Raw genomic sequence first — 19321 nt, forward strand, 5'->3', positions numbered from 1 at the left:
GGGGCACGCGCCTACCGCTTTCCCCAAAGCACCTTGAACGCGCTATCGCGGCAAATCTCGCCATGCCGCGAAAAGCAGGCCTCCATCGCACCTTCATAGGGCAACGGGCGGTTGGCGACGAGGAACAGGCGTCCGCCCGGCTTCAGGGCCTTCGCCGCCCTGGCGATCAATGTCTTGCCGATGTCCGGTTCGGCGGCCCGGCCGGTGTGGAAGGGCGGGTTCATCACGATCGTGTCGTAGCGCGTCTCGGTCGGCTCGCTTGCCAGATCGCGCCAGAAGAAGCGGCACGGCGTGCCCGCCGCCATTTGCGCCATGTTGTGCCGGGCAGCCTCCAGCGAGCCGTGATGGGCCTCGTAGAGGTCGATCTGCGCCACGGGAAAGCGCTTGGCGACCATCACGGACAGATACCCCCAGCCGGCGCCGAAGTCGGCCACATGGCCTTTGATGTCGTCGGGCAGGTTGTCGGCCAGAAGTCGCGAGCCGCGGTCGACGCCGTCGTCGGAAAAGCCGCCCGGCGCCGTCCGGAAACCGTCTGCAGCCGGTGCTCCGGCCTGCAGCGCGGCGACCAATTCCTCAGCGATGGCGTCCGGCCGGTCGAACCAGAAGACGATGCCGTGATATTTGGACGCATGGCCGGTGATCGGCAGCAACGTCTCGATCCGCTTTCGAAAGCTTCCCGCGCCATCCTTTTTGGTTCCCGCCGCGACGATCAGCCCGCCCGGCCTGACGCGCGTCATCGCCTCCATCAGGCGCGCCTCGTTCTCGCGCCGGTGGCGGCCGAGGAGGACCAGCGCGTTATCGTAGTTTTCCCCGGTGGCTTCGGCCGCAACCTCGAAGCCGGCATGCGCCAGCGCCTGATGATCCGGCCGGAAACCCTGAACCAGCGTCAGTGTCCCACCGAACCCGCCGGGCAGGCGGAAGCCTGCGCCCGGACCGAGCACCAGGCTGCGGCCGTCGGCCGGGGTGTCGAGCAAGCCGCGCTCAAAGGGAAAGAGAAGAGTTCGAAGGGTTTCGTTCATGGCTCTGGGGGCTGCGGAAGGAAGATAGCGGCCTTTCAACCGGCCTTACGAAAACGGGCGCGGCCGGTGGCCGCGCCCGTTCGGATAGGCATTCGAGAAGCTATCAGCCTTCGGCTTCTTCCTTCTCGTCCTTCTTCTCGCGCGCGATCTCCTGACCGGTCTCCTGGTCCACGACCTTCATCGACAGGCGCACCTTGCCGCGCTCGTCAAAGCCCATGAGCTTGACGAAGACCTTGTCGCCTTCCTTGACGACGTCGGTGGTCTTCTGGACCCGCTCGGGTGCCAGTTGCGAGATGTGGACGAGGCCGTCCTTGGGACCGAAGAAGTTGACGAAGGCGCCGAAGTCGGCGGTCTTGACGACCGTGCCCTCGTAGATCTCGCCCACTTCCGGCTCGGCCGTGATGGAGTGGATCCACTTCCTGGCCGCCTCGATCTCCTTGGCATTGGAGGAAGCGATCTTCACCGTGCCGTCGTCGTCGATGTTGATCTTGGCGCCGGTCTTTTCGACGATCTCGCGGATGATCTTGCCGCCCGTGCCGATGACGTCGCGGATCTTGTCGGTCGGGATCTGCATGACCTCGATGCGCGGAGCGAATTCGCCGAGTTCGCCGCGGCTTTCCGAAAGCGCCTTGGACATCTCGCCGAGAATGTGCAGGCGGCCGCCCTTGGCCTGGTCGAGCGCAACCTGCATGATCTCCTCGGTGATGCCCTGGATCTTGATGTCCATCTGCAGCGAGGTGATGCCTTCATTGGTGCCGGCCACCTTGAAGTCCATATCGCCGAGGTGATCCTCGTCGCCGAGAATGTCGGACAGGACCGCAAAGCGATCGTCTTCCTTGATGAGGCCCATGGCGATGCCGGCGACCGGCTTGGAAAGCGGAACGCCCGCATCCATCAGCGCCAGCGACGTTCCGCAGACCGTTGCCATGGAGGACGAGCCGTTGGACTCGGTGATCTCCGATACCACGCGGATCGTGTAGGGGAACTGGTCTGCGGCCGGAAGGACCGGATGAATGGCGCGCCAGGCGAGTTTGCCATGGCCGATTTCGCGACGTCCCGGCGAACCCATGCGGCCCGTCTCTCCCACCGAATAGGGCGGGAAATTGTAATGCAGCATGAAGGATTCTTTGTAGGTGCCGGTCAGCGCGTCGACGAACTGCTCATCCTCGCCCGTTCCCAGCGTGGCCACGACCAGCGCCTGGGTCTCGCCGCGGGTGAACACGGCCGAGCCATGGGTGCGCGGCAGGACGCCTGCTTCGGCGACGATCTGGCGAACCGTCTTCAGGTCGCGGCCATCGATGCGGCTGCCGGTGTCGAGAATGTTCCAGCGCACGATCTTGGCCTGCAGCGCCTTGAACACGGTGCCGACCTGCTCGGCCGACCATTTGCGCTCTTCCTCGGTCTCGGGAAGGAAGGTCTCCTTCACCTTTGCCTTGGCGGCATCCACGGCAGCATAACGATCCTGTTTGTCGATGATCTTGTAGGCGGCGCGCAGATCGTCCTCGACGATCTTGAGCATTTCGCCTTCCAGCGCCGAAAGATCTTCCGGCAGGAATTCGCGCGGCTCCTTGGCGGCGACTTCCGCCAGCTTGATGACGGCGTCGATGACAGGCTGGAACTGCTTGTGGCCGAACATGACGGCGCCCAGCATGATGTCCTCGGCGAGTTCCTTCGCTTCCGACTCCACCATCAGCACGGCGTCCTGGGTGCCGGCGACGATGAGGTCGAGCTGGGTCTCTTCCATCTCGTCGACATGCGGGTTGAGCACGTATTCGCCGCCGATATATCCGACGCGCACCGCGCCGATCGGGCCCATGAACGGAACACCGGAAAGCGTGAGCGCGGCGGAAGCAGCGACCATGGCCACGACGTCCGGGTCATTTTCCAGATCGTGCTGGAGAACCGTCAGGACGACCTGGGTGTCGTTCTTGTAGCCGTTGACGAAGAGCGGGCGGATCGGCCGATCGATCAGCCGCGAGGTGAGCGTTTCCTTTTCGCTCGGGCGCCCTTCGCGCTTGAAGAAGCCGCCGGGGATCTTGCCGGCGGCAAAGGTCTTTTCCTGGTAATTGACGGTCAGCGGGAAAAAGTCGAGGCCCGGCTTCGGCTCCTTCGCCGAAACGACGGTGGCCAGAACGACCGTTTCGCCGTAGGTCGCGAGCACGGCGGCATCGGCCTGACGGGCGATCTTGCCCGTTTCAAGGGTAAGCGGACGGCCACCCCACTCGATTTCCACTTTATGATGTTTGAACATGTCTTGTCCTTTCGGCGAGGTCGGCAATTGCTGCCGGTTGCCTCGCGCTCTTCCTTCGTTGAGGACGAGCCATGGGCAAGACAACGGGAGGCTTTCGTCTGCGCCGTCCATCCGGCGTGCCAAGCATCCTGCAATCCTGCCCCATGACCTGTCCGTCTGCGGCAGTCTCCTTGTTTCCCGCCTTGCGGGCGGAAGGGCCGGAGACGGCCCTTTGCCCTTGCGTCGTGACGCCGGGGCAATATGGCGGCGGGCGGCCGGGGCCGCCCGCCAACCAGTATTCTAACGGCGCAGTCCGAGCCTTTCGATCAGCGTCTGGTAGCGGCCCTGGTCCTTCCCCTTCACATAATCGAGGAGACGGCGGCGCTGCGAGACGAGCTTGAGAAGACCACGGCGGGAATGGTTGTCCTTCTTGTGGTCCTTGAAATGCTCGGTCAGGTTCTTGATACGCTCGGTCAGGATTGCAACCTGGACTTCCGGTGAACCGGTGTCGCCCGAAGCGGTGCCAAATTCCTTGAGAAGTTCCTGCTTGCGCTCGGCAGTAATCGACATCGTCTTTTCCTTTCTGATTGGAGGAGCATGACGCCCACAGCCGGGATGTCGTCCAGCAGGGGCCATTTACATGGCGCATCAACGCAATGTCGCCGCGCATATAGGGCAAAAAGCAGCCGATTGCCAGCGAAAAGGGCGCGTGTGCTGATCCGAAGCGCGGCACTCTGCGGCATCGGGCCGGAAATCGGTTCCGATTTTCGGAAAGCATGATGCACGGATTCAAAATTGGAGCGTCCTTGTGCAGCGTCCGTTCGGACGCAAGGACTTTAATAGTGGACCGGCGCGGCCGGCGCACGTTCGGGCACCAGGCGCTCGATAGGGATGCGGAATACGCATTCCAGCCCATCGCGATGAAAGACGCGTGAAATCTCGGCATCGAGCGTTCCACCGACCATTCTTTCGATGATCTCCGTGCCGAAGCCGCGTTTCACCGGCCTGCGGCGCAGGCGCGGCACATGTTCCCGCCAGGTGATCACCAGCATATCGCCCTCCCGGTGCCATGAAAGCACCAGCCGGCCGGTCGAGGTGGCGAAAGCGCCGTATTTGGAGGCGTTGGTCGCCAGTTCGTGAATGGCAAGCCCGATGGTCTGGGCGGCCTGATTGGAAAGGCGGAAGGGCGGTCCGGAAACCTCCAGCCGTTTCTCGGCCTCCGGGCGGAAGGGCTCGATCTGTATCAGAAGCAACTCGCGCAGCTCCACGCCGCCGGCTCCGCCCGCGATCAAAAGATCCGTGGACCGTGCCAGTCCATAGACGCGCTTCTGGAAGGCGTCCTGAAATGCGGCGAGAGAGCGGGCGCTGCGCGCGGTCTGCTTGGCCATCGAGGCGACGACGGTAAGCTGGTTCTTGGCGCGGTGGGCGACTTCCCGCATCAGTAGGCGAATATCGTTTTCCGCTTTCTTGCGGTCGACGGAAGCCTGGGCCAGGGCATAGGACACCGTCGTCACCTCGGCGATGGGGTAGTCCATCGCCTCCACCGGCTCGCCCGCTCCCAGGCGCCGGGCGTCGCGCGCCAGCCGGCGCACCGGCTTGGCGATCTGGCGGCCGAGTATCCAGGCAGCACCGGTGCCGATCGCGATGATGATGAGGCTGCCAACCACCAGCATGCGCAGCGAGTGGCGCATGGGTTGCTCGACGGAAGCCGACGATGCCCAGACGACGACCTTCCAGCCGCTGTAGTTGGATTCATCGACGACAGCCACATACTCCTCTTCCGTCACCGGATCGCGGGCGGCGACAGCTGTCCCTTCTCCATCCGGTTCGCTCAAATTGAGGAAAAACGGTTTGCCCACATGGGAGGACATGAAGGAGGAGGCGATGACCGTGCCCTCCCGGTCCAGAAGGGTGGCGTTCCACCCGCCGCGAAGCAATTGCTGTGAAAGCGTGTCGGCCAGGGATTCGGCATTGCGCGTCATGATTAGGAGCCGGGGCGGCCCGGTCTCCGATAGATAGGGCACGATAACGTTGAAGACCCATTTCTGGGACGTCTTGCCGAAGAAGACATCTGATATGGTGGCGGCACGCGCCTGCAGTGCGGCCTGCGCCGAGTCTGGATCGGAGGTCGGACCGAGTGGGGTGCCGTAGGGTACCCGCGTGTTCAGGATCTGCCTCATATTCTCATCGAGCAGGATGAGATAGGAGCCCGTACCGGACAAAGCCGATTTGGCCCTCTCGTAAAAGTCGCCGAACTCGTCATTTGCCAGCGACGGAGTTGTCGACAACACCCTCAGGGTCGTCATCATGCCGCTGATTTCACGGTCGACTGCCTCGGCGATCGACCCGGCCATCGCCTCGGCGAGCGTGTTCACCACCTCCCGCTGGGCCTCATCGTTGCGCTTTAGAAGAATGGCGGATATGGCGATCGCCGGGACGATGGTCGCAGCGATCAGCAGGAACAGGCAAAACCCGATAGGCAACGGGCTGATGCGCCGGATCGACCAGCGACCAACAGGTGCGACCTTATCGGGCTCGTTCTTCTGTTTTTGCACGTTGCCCCTGCTGTGCTATGCGGCTGCCCTCGCCATCAACGTCGAACTCGGCAAAGCGTTGCATGGGCGGCCGCAATCGCCGTCGGTCCTAGTGTCAATCATGCGCTGCCGAAAACCCGCTTCGGCTTGAACATCCCGGCCTCGACCGTGCCCAGCGCCACCAGTCTGCCCCTGGAGCTCGCCCAGGCTTCGGCCGCCTCCACCGGTGCGTCGCGCCCGCGTATGATGACCGGGTTGCCGAGCCTTATGCGCGTTGCAGCATCGTCGCTCAGCGCCACTTCCGGAAGCCCGTCCAGGGCGGCGGCTGTGTCCATGATGAAGGGGTCCATGGCGGCAAACCGCTCCTCCTCGTTCTCGACTGCTTCGGCTGCAGCCTCGATGGCGGCCAGCTCCACCATATGCGAAGGTTCGAACGGATAGACCTCCACCCGCCGCAGCTCGGCGATATGACCGTAGCATCCAAGGTCGCGTCCAAGATCCCGGGCGATGGAGCGCACATAGGTGCCCTTGCCGCATTCGATCTCGAAAAGCGCCGAGTTCTCGTCCGGCAGCGCTACCAGATCGAGGCGTCCCACCTCGACCTCGCGCGCGGCGATCTCGACGGTCCCGCCCTCGCGCGCCAGGTCGTAGGCGCGTTCGCCGCCGACCTTGATCGCCGAAAATTGCGGCGGCGTCTGCATGATGAGGCCGGTATAGTTGGGCAGCAGCGCCCGAATTTCAGCCTCGCTCGGCCGGAGATCGGAGGTCTTGGCGACAGGTCCTTCCAGGTCGTCGGTCGTGCGCTCTTCGCCCCAGGCCACGGTGAAACGATAAACCTTGGCGCCTTCCATGACATAGGGCACCGTCTTGGTCGCTTCGCCCATCGCAATCGGCAGCATGCCGGAGGCCAGCGGATCGAGCGTGCCGGCATGGCCGGCCTTCTGCGCCTTGAACAGCCATTTGACCTTGGCGACGGCATCGGTGGAGCCCATGCCGGCTGGCTTGTCCAGCACGATCCAGCCGGAGACGGGCCGGCCCTTTTTCTTTCCACGACGCGCCATCAGGCTGCTTTCCTATCTGCTTTCCCGGCTGGAGCGGTGCATCCATACCAGACGCATGAACGACGCTCCGCGTTTGTTTCCCGCATTCCTGCGGATCTCAGCATATCCACTTGGCTGGAAGACGCCATCGTCGCGCCAGCGCTCACCCATTTTCATCATCGCCGTCTTCGAGGTCGCGGGTGACCTCCGGCGACCTCAGGAGACGATCGATCTTCTCGAAGTTCTCGAAACTCGTATCGATGCGGAACCGGAGTTCCGGCATGTATTTCATCTGCCTCAGCGAAGGGGTCACCTTGCCGCGGATGAAACGGGCATTGCGGTTGAGGGCGGCCACGATCTCATCCTTGTCCCCGGCGCCCAGCGGGGAAACATAGGCCGTGGCAATCTTGAGATCAGGCGACATTCGCACCTCGGTCACCGAAATGACGGCGCTCTCCAATTGCGGGTCGTTCACGTCGCCGCGCTGAAGAACCTCGGACAGTGCATGACGCACCTGTTCGCCGACACGAAGCTGACGCTGGGAAGGACCGGTGGAGGACGGCATAAGGCACCTTGCTGCGGAGAATGTTCCAATATCCAGGCTCAACTGGCGTGAGCGGTCTGCATCTCGTTACCGAAGGCCGCAGCTGATCGGAGACCGATCGGCTGCCGCGCCGCATATCCCGCGGATGCGCGGCAGGCTCTGCGGCCGGCGTCCCGCCCGGCTGTGTTTCCACCGCCGGGCAGGCACTGCCGGATCAGAGTGTGCGCGTCACATGCTCCACGCGGAAGGCTTCGATGACATCGCCCACGCGGATGTCCTCGTAGTTCTCGAAGGCCATGCCGCATTCCTGGCCCGCCGGCACTTCGGACACTTCGTCCTTAAAGCGCTTGAGCGTCTTCAGCTTGCCTTCGTGGATCACCACGTTGTCGCGGATCAGGCGCACGCCCGCGCCGCGCTCGACCTTGCCTTCCGTCACGCGGCAGCCAGCCACCTTGCCGGTCTTGGTGATGTTGAAGACCTCGAGGATCTCCGCATTGCCAAGGAAGGTCTCGCGACGCTCCGGCGAAAGCAGGCCCGACATCGCCGCTTTGATGTCATCCACGAGATCGTAGATGATGTTGTAGTAGCGGATCTCGATGCCCATCTGCTCGGCCGCATCGCGCGCCTGCTTGTTGGCGCGGACGTTGAAGCCGATGATCGCCGCTTCCGAGGTCTCGGCGAGCGAGATATCGCTCTCGGTGATGGCGCCGGCACCCGAGTGCACGATCCGCGCCCGCACCTCTTCCGTGCCCAGCTTGTCCAGCGCCGACACGATGGCTTCGATCGAACCCTGCACGTCTCCCTTGATGATCAGCGGGAACTCCTTCAGGCCGCTGGTCTGAAGCTGCGACATCATCTGCTCGAGCGATCCGCGCTGGCCGGCCTGGCGGGCCACGGCCTTTTCGCGGGCAAGACGCTGGCGGTATTCGGAAATTTCGCGCGCCTGCGCTTCGTTCTCCACCACCGCAAACCGGTCGCCCGCCTGCGGCGTGCCCTGAAGGCCCAGAACCTCGACGGGCGTGGACGGCGCAGCATCCTTGAGCTGCTGTCCGCGCTCATTGACGAGCGCACGCACCCGGCCCCACTCGTTGCCGGCGACCAGAATATCGCCCGGCTTCAGCGTGCCGGCCTGCACCAGGACGGTCGCCACCGGCCCGCGGCCACGGTCGAGCTTCGCCTCGATGACCACGCCCTCGGCCGTACGGTCCGGATTGGCCTTCAGCTCCAGTATTTCAGCCTGTAGCACGATGGCTTCCAGGAGCCTGTCCAGATTGAGGCCCTTGATCGCCGAAACCTCAACATCCTGCACCTCGCCGCCCATGGATTCGACGAAGACCTCGTGCTGCAGCAGTTCGGTCCGCACCTTCTGCGCATCGGCTTCCGGCTTGTCGATCTTGTTGATGGCAACGATGATCGGCACCCCGGCCGCCTTGGCATGGTTGATGGACTCGATCGTCTGCGGCATCACGCTGTCGTCCGCCGCCACCACCAGGATGGCGATGTCGGTGGCCTGTGCGCCTCGCGCACGCATGGCGGTGAAGGCGGCGTGGCCCGGCGTATCGATGAAGGTGATGGTGTGCCCATCCTGCTCCACCTGATAGGCGCCGATATGCTGGGTAATGCCGCCGGCCTCGCCGGAGACCACATTGGCCTTGCGGATCGCGTCCAGCAGCGAGGTCTTGCCGTGGTCGACATGGCCCATGATGGTGACGACCGGCGGCCGCGGCTTCATGTCTTCCGCCTTGTCCTCGACGTTGAACAGTCCCTCTTCGACGTCGGATTCGGCGACACGCTTGACCGTGTGGCCGAACTCCTCGGCCACCAGTTCCGCCGTGTCGGCGTCGATCACGTCGCCGGGCTTCATCATCTGGCCCTGCTTCATGAAATATTTCACGACGTCCACGGCGCGCTCGGCCATGCGCTGGGCGAGTTCCTGTATCGTGATCGTCTCCGGCAGCACGACCTCGCGCGTGATCTTCTCGCGCGGCTCCTGGGACTGCGCGCGCCGGAACTTTTCCTGGCGGCGGCGCATCGACGAGAGCGAGCGGCCGCGGCTGTCGCCATCGTCGGAAAGGGCCGTGTTGAGCGTCAGCTTGCCACGGCGGCGCTGGTCTTCCACGCGCGGCTTGGCGGGACGCGGCGCTTCGGCAACCTTCGGCGGGGCGCCGCGTTTTGCGGCGAGCCCGCTGCGGCCCTTGTTGTCGTCGTCGGGGCCTGCATCCGGAACCATGACATCCGGCTCGGGCGTACGCCGCTTGGCTTCCGCCTCGGCGCGCTGGCGCGCTTCGGCCTCGGCCTTCAGGCGCGCTTCTTCCTCGGCCTGGCGGCGCGCGGATTCTTCGCGCTCCTGCTGACGGCGCGCTTCATCCTCGGCCCGTCGCTTGGCCTCCTCTTCGGCGCGCTTGCGCTCGTCAGCCTCACGCACCTTGGAGTCCTGCAGTGCGCGGCGGCGGGCCTCCATCTCATTGCTCGAAAGCTCGTTCAGCACCACGCCGGAGCGGTTGCTTTGCTGCGGCCTGGGCGCGGGCTGCGGCGCCGGCCTGGGCGCGGCGGCAGCCGGCTTGGGCTTCGGCGCGGCAACGGGCGCCGGCTCCGGGCGCTCGTCCGGCCTGGCAAATTTGCGTTTTTTGGTTTCGACAACGACAGCCTTCGTCCGCCCGTGCGAAAAGTTCTGACGCACAGTGCCCTGCTCGACGCCTGGGCGCTTCAATGTCAGTGTCTTCTTCGGGTCGACGCTCAGCGTCTTGTCGTCACCGGATTTCGTATCAGTCATTCCATATCCTCTGCGGCGCCCGCCGCGCCTGACACGGCGAAATCGGGTTCGAAACCCTTGTATTTCGCCAGTGCCCTGATCCGCTTCAGCGCTGCCTCGCCCGGCCCCTGGCCGAGCATGGCAGCATGTATCACATTTGTGGCCCCGAAAGCCAAACTCATTTCGGCTTCGCTAAAGAGCCTGAACGCCGGCACGTTCTGCCCGCCGGCATGGGCCAGAGATCGTCGCGCCGAAGCAATCTTGCGAATGCCGTCTTCCGATGCCTCGACGGCATGCAGCACGCCCACGGCCTTGCCGCTGCGTACGCTTGCTTCCACTTTCGCAGCACCCAATGCCACGGCTCCGGCCTTTCGCGCAAGGCCAAGCGCACCGAGAGCATGCGAGACATAGAGCTTTTCGACGCGTTCGGCCAAGTCGGGCGGCACTTCGACCGCTGTCTTCAGCGCGCGGGAAAACAGATTCTTCGCCGCCGCCTTTTCGACTAGAGGACGTTCAGCGCCGACCCAGCAGCCCCGTCCCGGCAGCTTTCGCTTGAGGTCGGGAACGACCGAACCGTCCGGGCCGGCCACGAAGCGTATCAACTCGTCGGCCGCCCGCGCCTGGCGCGTCACAATACATGTGCGGTCGTTCATCGCGTTCCACAAGTCCCCGCGTCGGCATTTCAGCTTTCCGCGGTCTCTGTTTCCTCGGCTGCTTCTTCGCCCGCCGTTTCGGCCTCAAGATCTTCTTCCGTGATCCAGCCCACTTTCATGCGGGCCGCAACCACCATCTGTTCGGCTTCGGCGCGCGACACGTCGAAGTTGGAAAGCACCCCTTCCATGAACTTCGTCTCACCTTCGCTGCGTTCCTTCCAGCCGACCAGATCGTCCACGGCGTAGCCGGCGAAATCCTCGATCGTCTTCACGCCGTCTTCGCCCAGGGCGACCATCATGGCCGTCGTGATGCCGGGGATCTCACGCAGCTCGTCGGCCACGCCCAGTTCCTTCCGCTTCGCATCGTGCTCGGCCTCGATACGCTCGAGATATTCGCGCGCACGCGCCTGGATCTCCTCGGCGGTGTCGCCGTCGAAGCCGTCTATGGACGCGATCTCGTCCGGCTCGACATAGGCGAGTTCCTCGACGCTGGTGAAGCCTTCCGAAGCAAGCACCTGGCCGACCATCTCGTCGACATTGAGCGCGTCCATGAACAGGGTCGAGCGCTCGACGAATTCCTTCTGACGGCGCGAGGATTCCTCCTCCTCGGTCAGGATGTCGATATCCCAGCCGGTAAGCTGCGAGGCAAGCCGCACGTTCTGGCCACGCCGGCCGATGGCCAGCGAAAGCTGATCGTCCGGCACCACCACCTCGATGCGCTCGGCGTCCTCGTCCAGCACCACCTTGGCCACTTCCGCCGGCTGCAGCGCGTTGACGATGAAGCTCGCGGCGTTGTCGTTCCACGGGATGATGTCGATCTTCTCGCCCTGCAACTCGCCGACCACCGCCTGCACGCGGCTGCCGCGCATGCCGACGCAGGCGCCGACCGGGTCGATCGAAGAATCATGGCTGATCACGGCGATCTTGGCGCGGGAGCCGGGATCGCGGGCAACCGACTTGATCTCGATGATGCCGTCGTAGATTTCGGGAACTTCCATGGTGAAGAGCTTCACCATGAACTGCGGATGGGTGCGCGACAGGAAAATCTGCGGCCCCCGCTGCTCGCGGCGCACATCATAGACGAAGGCGCGCACGCGATCGCCATATTTGAAGATCTCGCGGGGGATGAGCTCGTCGCGGCGGATGATGGCTTCGCCGCGCCCCAGATCGACGATCACATTGCCGTATTCGACGCGCTTGACGGTGCCGTTGATGATCTCGCCGATGCGATCCTTGTATTCCTCATACTGGCGGTCGCGCTCGGCCTCGCGCACCTTCTGCACGATCACCTGCTTTGCCGACTGGGCGGCGATGCGGCCGAAATCCATCGGCGGCAGCTGCTCGGCGATGAAATCGCCCACCTGCGCGTCGGGATTGCGGGCGCGCGCGTCCTTCAAAGATATCTCGCGCGCCGGCTCTTCCACGGTCTCGACTACTTCCATCAGCCGCTGCAGCTTCATCTCGCCGGTCTGCGCGTTGATGTCGGCGCGGATGTTGGTCTCCTGGCCGTAGCGCGAGCGCGCCGCCTTCTGGATGGCGTCGGCCATCGCCGCGATCACGATCTGTTTGTCGATGGACTTCTCGCGCGCCACGGCGTCGGCGATCTGCAAGAGCTCCAGCCTGTTTGCACTGACTGCCATTTCGGTCTCCCTAAGCATGCGGGCGGGCAACTCGGCCCCTGCCGGCAAGAAAATTAATCGTCGGCTTCGATATCGCCGTCGTCGGATTCATCGCCCTTCCGCCGCGCCTTCTTGCGCTGGCGGCGCTCTACCTTGTCCTTCTTAAGCGCTTCACGGATGAGCGCGTCGGTCAGGACCAGCTTTGCCTCGGCTATGGCATCGAGCGGGATCACCGCGCGCGCTTCCTCGCCTTCGCCCACCTTGTCGCGATCGATCGTCAGCTTTTCCGCGTCGCAGGCGACAACCTCGCCTCGGAACCGTTTGCGCCCGTCCACAAGGACGGCGGTCTCCAGCTTGATCAGGTGGCCGATTGCCGCCTCGAAGTCGCTCAGCCGCACGAGGGGACGGTCAATGCCCGGTGAGGATACTTCCAGCTGATAGGCGCTGTCGATGGGGTCTTCCACATCGAGCGCCGGCGAAACGGCGCGGCTCACTTCCTCGCAGTCCTCGACGGTCATGCTGCCGTCCGGCCGCTCGGCCATGATCTGCAGCGTCAAATCGTCCTGAGCAAGCAGCCGCACCCGCACGAGACGGTATCCCGCAGCTTCGACGACGGGTCGCACGATGGCCGCGACTCGTGCATCGACGCCGCTTTCGCGGATAATGCGGTCGTCTTGCATCATGTTGTCCTGCATCGGGCCTCAGTCGCTCGTTTGTCCAAAGGCCCTGCGGCTAACAAAAAAGAGCGGGACCGGCCGGACCCACTCTTCGCCACTAAGACCAAGAATTTGATGTGCATATAGCCGAGCGGGACCGATTATTCAAGCACCGTGGCCGCGACGGCACATTTTTGGCGCCGGAGAGGGTCGAGCCGATGCTGCAATGCACACAGCGCATGGTTCCCCTGTCGAAACAGCGCTTCCCGCCACGCAGGCGAAAGCTTACCTATGCTGCAACGCAACATATGGAGAGTCCTCATGAAAACCCGCAAGTTCGTGACCGGTGTCGGCGAATTCTTCGACTTCATGGGCAGCGCAATGGCGGTGTCCGCCGCCGTGCGCAACCGGCAGCCCGCGCGCGCGGCCGATCTGCAGCGGCTCGGCATCGATCCGGAGCAGTTCTCCCGGATCCGCCGCTACTGAGACTGCCTTCCCGGTTGGTTTCGCCGAACGGCGGGACCTTCCGGGCGTCCGATCCGATGTCCCCGGGCAAGCGTTTGCCTGGAATTTCTACCGGCGGATGAAGGTGAGATAGGCGGGCGTACGCCCTTCGCGCAGCGCCTTCGCCTCATAACGTGTGCCGGGCCATCCCTCATAGGGCGTGCGCCAATCTTCTGCACTCTGCGCCTGCCATTCGAAGTCGGCATGCGCCCTGCAGTGCTGAAGCGTCCAGTTGACATAGGTATCGATGTCGGAGGCGAAGCGGAAGCGCGCGCCGGACCGCATGACACGGGCAAACCGGTCGAGATTGGCCGGGCTGACGAACCGTCGTTTCCAGTGCTTTTTCTTCGGCCAGGGGTCCGGATATAGAAGGTCGATCCCGTCGATCGATCCCGCCGGCAGCCAATCCAGGAGGCGCGTGGCATCGTCGTCGTAAAGACGGATATTGGCCGGCTCCCGCCCGCCGAGTTGCGCAGCCAGCTTCGCCATGCCGTTGACGAAGGGCTCGACGCCGATGAAGCCGGTCCGTTCGTGCCTGTCTGCCTCGTGCAGAAAATGTTCTCCGCCGCCGAAGCCGATTTCCAGCCGCACACTGTCAATATCGGCGGGAAACAGCGACGCCAGGTCGCTTGGCGCCGGCGCGCCAAGATCCAGGCGAAGCGTTTCGAGCGCTTTTTCGAGCGCGGCCAGTTGCTGCGGCCGCAGCCGCTTTCCACGGCGGCGACCGAAGAAGGCCTCGCTCGCCCGCTCGGGATGGTCGGCTGTCATGGTTCTTGACGCTATCCGGCTTTATCCTTCAAGCCGCCTTGGCGAGAGCCTGCTGGAGCGCCTTGGCAAGGTCGGTCCGCTCCCACGAGAACGAGCCGTCACGCGCGCCCGGCTTGCGCCCGAAATGGCCATAGGCTGCCGTCCTGGCGTAGATCGGCTTGTTGAGGTCCAGGTGACGGCGGATGCCGGAAGGCGAAAGATCCATCACCTGCCGAATGGCGATCTCTATCTCTTCCTCGCTTATCCGGCCCGTGCCGTGCAGGTCGACATAGACCGAAAGCGGCTGGGCGACGCCGATCGCATAGGAAAGCTGGATCGTGCAGCGGTCGGCCAGCCCTGCTGCCACGACGTTCTTGGCCAGATAGCGCGCCGCATAAGCCGCCGACCGGTCGACCTTGGTCGTGTCCTTGCCGGAGAAGGCGCCGCCGCCATGGGCCGCCGCGCCGCCATAGGTGTCGACGATGATCTTGCGGCCGGTCAGGCCCGCGTCCCCGTCCGGACCGCCGATGACGAATTTCCCCGTCGGGTTGATGTACCAGCTGCAATCGTCGGCAATGGCAAGCCCGCCGCTGGAAAGCGCTTCGCGGATATAGGGCTCGACGACCTGGCGCACCTTCTTGTTGTCCCAACTCGGATCGAGGTGCTGGGTGGAAAGCACGATCTGGGTGGCTTCCTTCGGCTTGCCGTCGGCATACCGCACGGTCACCTGGCTCTTGGCGTCGGGGCCGAGCTTGGCTGCGTCGCCGATCCCCGATTTGCGGGCGTCGGCAAGAAGCTGGAGGATGCGGTGAGCGTAATAGATGGGTGCCGGCATCAGGTCGGGCGTTTCGCGGCAGGCATAGCCGAACATGATGCCTTGATCGCCTGCGCCTTCCTCGCCTTGCCGGTCGGCGGCGCTGTCGACGCCCTGGCCGATATCGGAAGACTGGCCGTGCAGCAGCACGTCGATCTTGACGGTCTTCCAGTGGAAGCCGTCCTGCTCGTAGCCGATAGCCTTGATGGCGCGCCGCGCGGCGGAGCGGAATTTGGACGGATTGACGGCCGGGTTGCCGCTCTGGTCGAGGACGGTGTTGCCGTCCTTGTCCTTCTTCAGAAGGCTCTGCGGAACGCGCACCTCGCCGGCTATGATTACCCGGTTGGTGGTTGCCAGCGTCTCGCACGCGACGCGCACTTTCCAGAGGTCCATTCCCTCCTTCTTGGCTTCGCGGTAGACCAGGTCCACGATTTCATCGGATATCCGATCGCATACCTTGTCCGGATGCCCTTCGGAGACGGATTCACTTGTGAAGAGATAGTTCTGGCGCGCCACGGGTAACCCCTCTGAGAAAAAACGCCGGCACGACGCCGGCCACTGGCGGCACCTTGTTACCCAATGGCAGATAATCAGGTCAAGAATTATGGCATGCCGGCAGGGTGCCAAACGCATGGCACATCGCAGCCTTCACGTTCGAAGCGCGGCGGCAACCCGGCAGCTCGGCGTTGCCGGTGCGCTCCTACTCGGGCGTTGCTGCCGCATCCGCGGCGAGTGCCTTGACCAGGTCCAGTATCTTGCGCCGCACCTTCGGGTCGCTGATCTTCACGAATGCGCGGTTGAGCTGGATTCCCTCGGAGCTGTTGAGGAAATCGGCCACATAAGCCGTCCCATCCTCCTGCAGGCCGGGAGCCGGCAGTCCGTCTTCGCCCGGCGCGCCTTCGAAGAAGAAAGATACAGGCGCGTTCAGGATCGAGGCGATGGCCTGGAGACGGCTGGCGCCCACCCTGTTGGTGCCTTTCTCGTACTTCTGGATCTGCTGGAATGTGATGCCCAGGCTGTCGCCGAGCTTTTCCTGACTGACACCGAGCATGTTACGGCGAAGCCTGATTCTGCTCCCAACATGTATATCAATCGGATTAGGCTTCTTTTTGTTGTTCTTATTCATTTATCCCTCGCCGAACTACCGGCTTGTCGTCCGACCATCAGCCGCCCCGGTTCTAGCTATCCAAAACCAGCGCGCGAATAGTCGGCTTATCCACTATGTGTAGCTGGAAAGCACAATGTCAAACTGAGCGCCCCCGCATTCTTATTAGCAGCGCCAAAATGGCAAAAACAGCGATAAAAGAAAGCCCTTCCACCCCAAAAACAGCGAAATTCGTGCATTCTGCACGTATGACAGGTAATCGAACGTCGAGCATACCGTTGGCGTTGTCGGCGAGGCCGTCGAGGACGCGTCCATGAGCATCGATCACGGCTGAAATTCCTCCCGCACTTGCCCGCGCCATGCTCAAACAGGCTTCGGCAGCGCGGAATTGGGCTTGCCGCAGGTGCTGGTAGGGCTGCGACGTGCCCGAATATGCGCCGTCGCTTGCCAGCGCCACGATGAAATCGGCCTCGCCCTTCTGCTCCCGCGCTGCAAACGGGATCACGGTCTCGCCGCCCAGGAGTGGAAGTGCCGCAAGACCGCCCTCTGTGGCAAAAAGCCGCCGCGAAGAGCCCAGCGCATAGTCCAAGCCGAGCTGTTCGAAGCCCAGCTGCCGAAGGTGGTCCGCAAGAGGTATGTAGTCGGCAAAGGGAACCATCCGCGTTTGATCGGCGGCATCGGCGATTTCGCCAGCACCGTTGACCTTGACGGCGGCATTGTAGACCCGACGATCCGTATTCCCCGTTCCCGATTCGGTGCGCAGGGTGCCCGCGATCAATGTCTGGTCCGGCCCAAGCGCCTCGGCAAGCGCATCCAGCACGTCGGCCCGTTCCGACGGTGTGAAGGGCAGCGCCCGTTCAGGCCAGATGACGAACCGGGGCGATAGCCCGTCCCGCATCGGCGGTGCCCGCGAAAACATGACGAGGTCCGCAGCAGCATCGCCGCGCGCCGCCGGGCCGCTCGTCTGCACGATGCGGATGGGGATGTGGCGCTCCGCTTCGGTGGCGTCCGACAGGCGGAAGAAGCCATAGCCCACCGTGGCGACGGCAAGGATCATGGCCACGGCCAGGCCGCTGCGCACATGCTTTCGCCCGCCAAGAAGCGCCGGCGCCGCGAATACGAACACGGCAATGGCGCTCATGCCGGCCGGTCCCGCTAGGGGAAGCAACTGCATGAACAGGGGCGAAGGCATTGCCGTGTAGCCTATCGTGTTCCAGGCAAAACCCGATAAGACCAGGGCCCGCAGCCACTCGGCGAAACCGAACCCGAAGGCAAGGCCTGCGACGCGGCCAAGCCCGTCATCCCAGAAAGGGCGGGCGAAGAGCGCCGCGGTCCCATATGTGACCGCCAGCAATGCAGGCAATCCGATGGTCACGACGGGCAGGGCCCATGCGTGCTCTCCCCCCTCGGAAAGCAGCGGCACGCCCAGCCACCACATGCCGGCGAGGAAGTAGCCAAATCCGAACCACCAGCCGGTGGAGAAGAAGGGAAAGGCGCGGCCGATCACGCCTCCCCGGCCCACCGCCCCGTCCAGCAGCCACACCAGAAGGCAGAAGGCAATGAAGCCTGCGGCAAGAAAATCGACGGGCGCGAGCGCCAGTGCAGCCACCCCTCCGGCGGCAAGTGCGCAAAGCCTGCGTGGCCAGCCCCACAGCAAGATCACCCAGCCCGCGAGACTTTCCATGATCTGGCCTTCGCCCCCGAATCAAAGACCGGAATCTAGCAGTTCGGCATGCAGCCTCAAACCGAGGCGGACGAGCCAGCGGGAAAGACCGACTTTCGGTCGATGGGCATTGCAGACCTGCGGCAAGGCAGGATAACAGGGTTCCGGTAAATCGGGTGCCCAGGATGGATGACATACTTGAAGGGTACGCGGCCGCAGCGACGCCTTTCCTGATCGCGCGGTACGACGGGTTTGACCCCAGGCAGCTCTATGCGCCGGTTCTTGATCTCTTTCCTGCAGCGCCTGTTCGTGTCGCCGACATAGGAGCGGGGACTGGCCGCGATGCTGCCTGGTTCGCTCGGCAGGGACATGGCGTGCTCGCCGTCGAGCCCGTCAAAGAGCTTCGCGAGCCGGGAATGGCGCTGCATGCGCGCGACGGAATCGAGTGGCTGGACGATAGGCTTCCTCACCTGGCAAAACGCAGATCCTCGGCCCGTTCGACCTGGTGACCTTGTGCGGCGTCTGGCAGCACATCGACGGCGAGGCGCGACAAATCGCCATGCCGCGTCTCGGGCGGATCGTAGCGGCTGGCGGCCTGCTGGTCATGTCTCTTCGCCATGGCCCGGGAGCGCTTGGCCGGCGCGTCTTCCCCGCGTCACCAAGGGAAACCGTCGAATCGGCGACAAAGGCGGGCTTCGTTCTGCTGCGTCGGTCTGAAGCTGGCTCCATTCAGCCGGGAAACCAGTTGATGGGCGTTCGCTGGACTTGGCTCGCCTTCAGGAAACGCCGATAAAGCATCGGCTACGGCCGACTGTTGGAAATGTTCGGCCCTCGCGCATCTGCGCGACCTTGTGCCGGCATAAGGGGATGTGCCATGCCCTTGATCCTGAGGCGACTTGCTTTGGAGGAGATGGACAGCGCCGCCATCATTCATCGGGCAGCCTTCGACGCGCGCCTTCCTTGGCTCGCAGGGCTTCACACGCCGGAGGACGACCGCGCCTATTTCAGACGGCACGTCTTTGCGGAGTGCCAGGTCTGGGGTGCTGTCGATGGCGAGACGATCGGCATCATCGCCTTCCGTGAAGGCTGGATCGATCAGCTATACGTGCTCCCGGAGCATCAAGGTCGAGGAGCCGGCGACGCCCTGCTGCAGCGAGCGAAAGCCGCGTTCCCAAGCCTGAAACTCTGGACCTTCAAGGAAAACGTCGCCGCTGTCCGCTTCTATGAGAAGCGTGGCTTTGTTGCGGTCAAGGAGACTGACGGTCGCGACAACGAGGAGCGCGAACCCGATGTCCTCTATCGCTGGGAACGGACCGTATGACCGGCCCCGTCGATCGCGTTACGCGCCGTGCCTCCTTCATGCCCGATAGGGCATGATCCCGAAAGCTGAATCCCGGTTTCGGAAAAGATCGTGCTCCAGCAAGGAGATAGGGCATCTGGC

The 19321-nt window shown here is 63.7% G+C and carries 17 protein-coding genes; 2 read left to right on the forward strand and 15 right to left on the reverse strand.

The genetic code is table 11. The features are described from left to right. Positions 1-11: 11 nt before the first annotated feature. The 10 genes from NTH_RS11100 to rimP form a co-directional block, all read right to left on the reverse strand. Positions 12-1019, reverse strand: coding sequence for a class I SAM-dependent methyltransferase (locus tag NTH_RS11100; RefSeq protein ID WP_338530073.1), 1008 nt, complete (start codon positions 1017-1019; stop codon positions 12-14). A gap of 103 nt (positions 1020-1122) precedes the next feature. Continuing rightward, positions 1123-3270, reverse strand: a complete 2148-nt coding sequence (gene pnp / locus NTH_RS11105; RefSeq protein WP_338530074.1) for a polyribonucleotide nucleotidyltransferase — start codon at positions 3268-3270, stop codon at positions 1123-1125. 279 nt (positions 3271-3549) lie between these two features. Next, the gene (rpsO, locus tag NTH_RS11110) at positions 3550-3819 is read right to left on the reverse strand and encodes a 30S ribosomal protein S15 (RefSeq protein WP_338530075.1); all 270 of its coding nucleotides are present in this window, start codon (positions 3817-3819) and stop codon (positions 3550-3552) included. A 266-nt stretch (positions 3820-4085) separates the two neighbouring features. After that, a complete protein-coding gene (locus NTH_RS11115) occupies positions 4086-5804 on the reverse strand; it encodes a sensor histidine kinase (RefSeq protein WP_338530076.1) in 1719 nt (572 codons plus the stop codon). 98 nt (positions 5805-5902) lie between these two features. Continuing rightward, positions 5903-6844 carry a tRNA pseudouridine(55) synthase TruB gene (gene truB / locus NTH_RS11120; protein WP_338530077.1) on the reverse strand — a complete coding sequence of 314 codons (942 nt, stop codon included), beginning with the start codon at positions 6842-6844 and terminating at the stop codon, positions 5903-5905. A 142-nt stretch (positions 6845-6986) separates the two neighbouring features. Then, positions 6987-7388: a 30S ribosome-binding factor RbfA gene (gene rbfA, locus NTH_RS11125; protein WP_338530078.1), complete on the reverse strand. Its 402-nt coding sequence runs from the start codon at positions 7386-7388 to the stop codon at positions 6987-6989. Positions 7389-7581: 193 nt separating this feature from the next. Continuing rightward, positions 7582-10140 carry a translation initiation factor IF-2 gene (infB, locus tag NTH_RS11130; protein WP_338530079.1) on the reverse strand — a complete coding sequence of 853 codons (2559 nt, stop codon included), beginning with the start codon at positions 10138-10140 and terminating at the stop codon, positions 7582-7584. Then, positions 10137-10772: an RNA-binding protein gene (locus NTH_RS11135; protein ID WP_338530080.1), complete on the reverse strand. Its 636-nt coding sequence runs from the start codon at positions 10770-10772 to the stop codon at positions 10137-10139. The genes infB and NTH_RS11135 overlap by 4 nt, the downstream gene beginning before the upstream one ends. A gap of 29 nt (positions 10773-10801) precedes the next feature. Further along, the gene (nusA, locus tag NTH_RS11140) at positions 10802-12412 is read right to left on the reverse strand and encodes a transcription termination factor NusA (protein WP_338530081.1); all 1611 of its coding nucleotides are present in this window, start codon (positions 12410-12412) and stop codon (positions 10802-10804) included. A gap of 53 nt (positions 12413-12465) precedes the next feature. Beyond that, positions 12466-13071: a ribosome maturation factor RimP gene (gene rimP / locus NTH_RS11145; protein ID WP_338531876.1), complete on the reverse strand. Its 606-nt coding sequence runs from the start codon at positions 13069-13071 to the stop codon at positions 12466-12468. 297 nt (positions 13072-13368) lie between these two features. On the opposite strand from rimP, the gene NTH_RS11150 reads away from it, so the two are divergent. Next, positions 13369-13533 carry a hypothetical protein gene (locus tag NTH_RS11150; protein WP_338530082.1) on the forward strand — a complete coding sequence of 55 codons (165 nt, stop codon included), beginning with the start codon at positions 13369-13371 and terminating at the stop codon, positions 13531-13533. Positions 13534-13620: 87 nt separating this feature from the next. Here the strand turns inward: NTH_RS11150 and trmB are convergent, their stop codons facing one another. The 5 genes from trmB to NTH_RS11175 all read right to left on the reverse strand — a co-directional run bounded on the left by trmB (position 13621) and on the right by NTH_RS11175 (position 18499). After that, positions 13621-14319, reverse strand: coding sequence for a tRNA (guanine(46)-N(7))-methyltransferase TrmB (trmB, locus tag NTH_RS11155; RefSeq protein ID WP_338530083.1), 699 nt, complete (start codon positions 14317-14319; stop codon positions 13621-13623). Between the two features lie 28 nt (positions 14320-14347). After that, positions 14348-15628 carry a methionine adenosyltransferase gene (gene metK, locus NTH_RS11160; protein WP_338530084.1) on the reverse strand — a complete coding sequence of 427 codons (1281 nt, stop codon included), beginning with the start codon at positions 15626-15628 and terminating at the stop codon, positions 14348-14350. Between the two features lie 184 nt (positions 15629-15812). Next, positions 15813-16238 carry a helix-turn-helix domain-containing protein gene (locus NTH_RS11165; protein ID WP_338530085.1) on the reverse strand — a complete coding sequence of 142 codons (426 nt, stop codon included), beginning with the start codon at positions 16236-16238 and terminating at the stop codon, positions 15813-15815. A gap of 118 nt (positions 16239-16356) precedes the next feature. After that, on the reverse strand, positions 16357-17901 hold the full coding sequence (gene lnt, locus NTH_RS11170; protein ID WP_338530086.1) for an apolipoprotein N-acyltransferase: 1545 nt from the start codon (positions 17899-17901) through the stop codon (positions 16357-16359). A gap of 445 nt (positions 17902-18346) precedes the next feature. After that, the gene (locus tag NTH_RS11175) at positions 18347-18499 is read right to left on the reverse strand and encodes a hypothetical protein (protein WP_338530087.1); all 153 of its coding nucleotides are present in this window, start codon (positions 18497-18499) and stop codon (positions 18347-18349) included. A gap of 291 nt (positions 18500-18790) precedes the next feature. Here NTH_RS11175 and NTH_RS11180 point away from each other — a divergent pair, with 291 nt between their 5' ends. Continuing rightward, positions 18791-19201 (forward strand): GNAT family N-acetyltransferase, encoded by a 411-nt coding sequence (locus NTH_RS11180; protein WP_338531877.1) that lies wholly within the window; start codon positions 18791-18793, stop codon positions 19199-19201. Positions 19202-19321: the final 120 nt, after the last annotated feature.

Origin of the sequence: Nitratireductor thuwali (assembly GCF_036621415.1) — a bacterium.
Lineage (GTDB): Bacteria > Pseudomonadota > Alphaproteobacteria > Rhizobiales > Rhizobiaceae > Chelativorans > Chelativorans thuwali.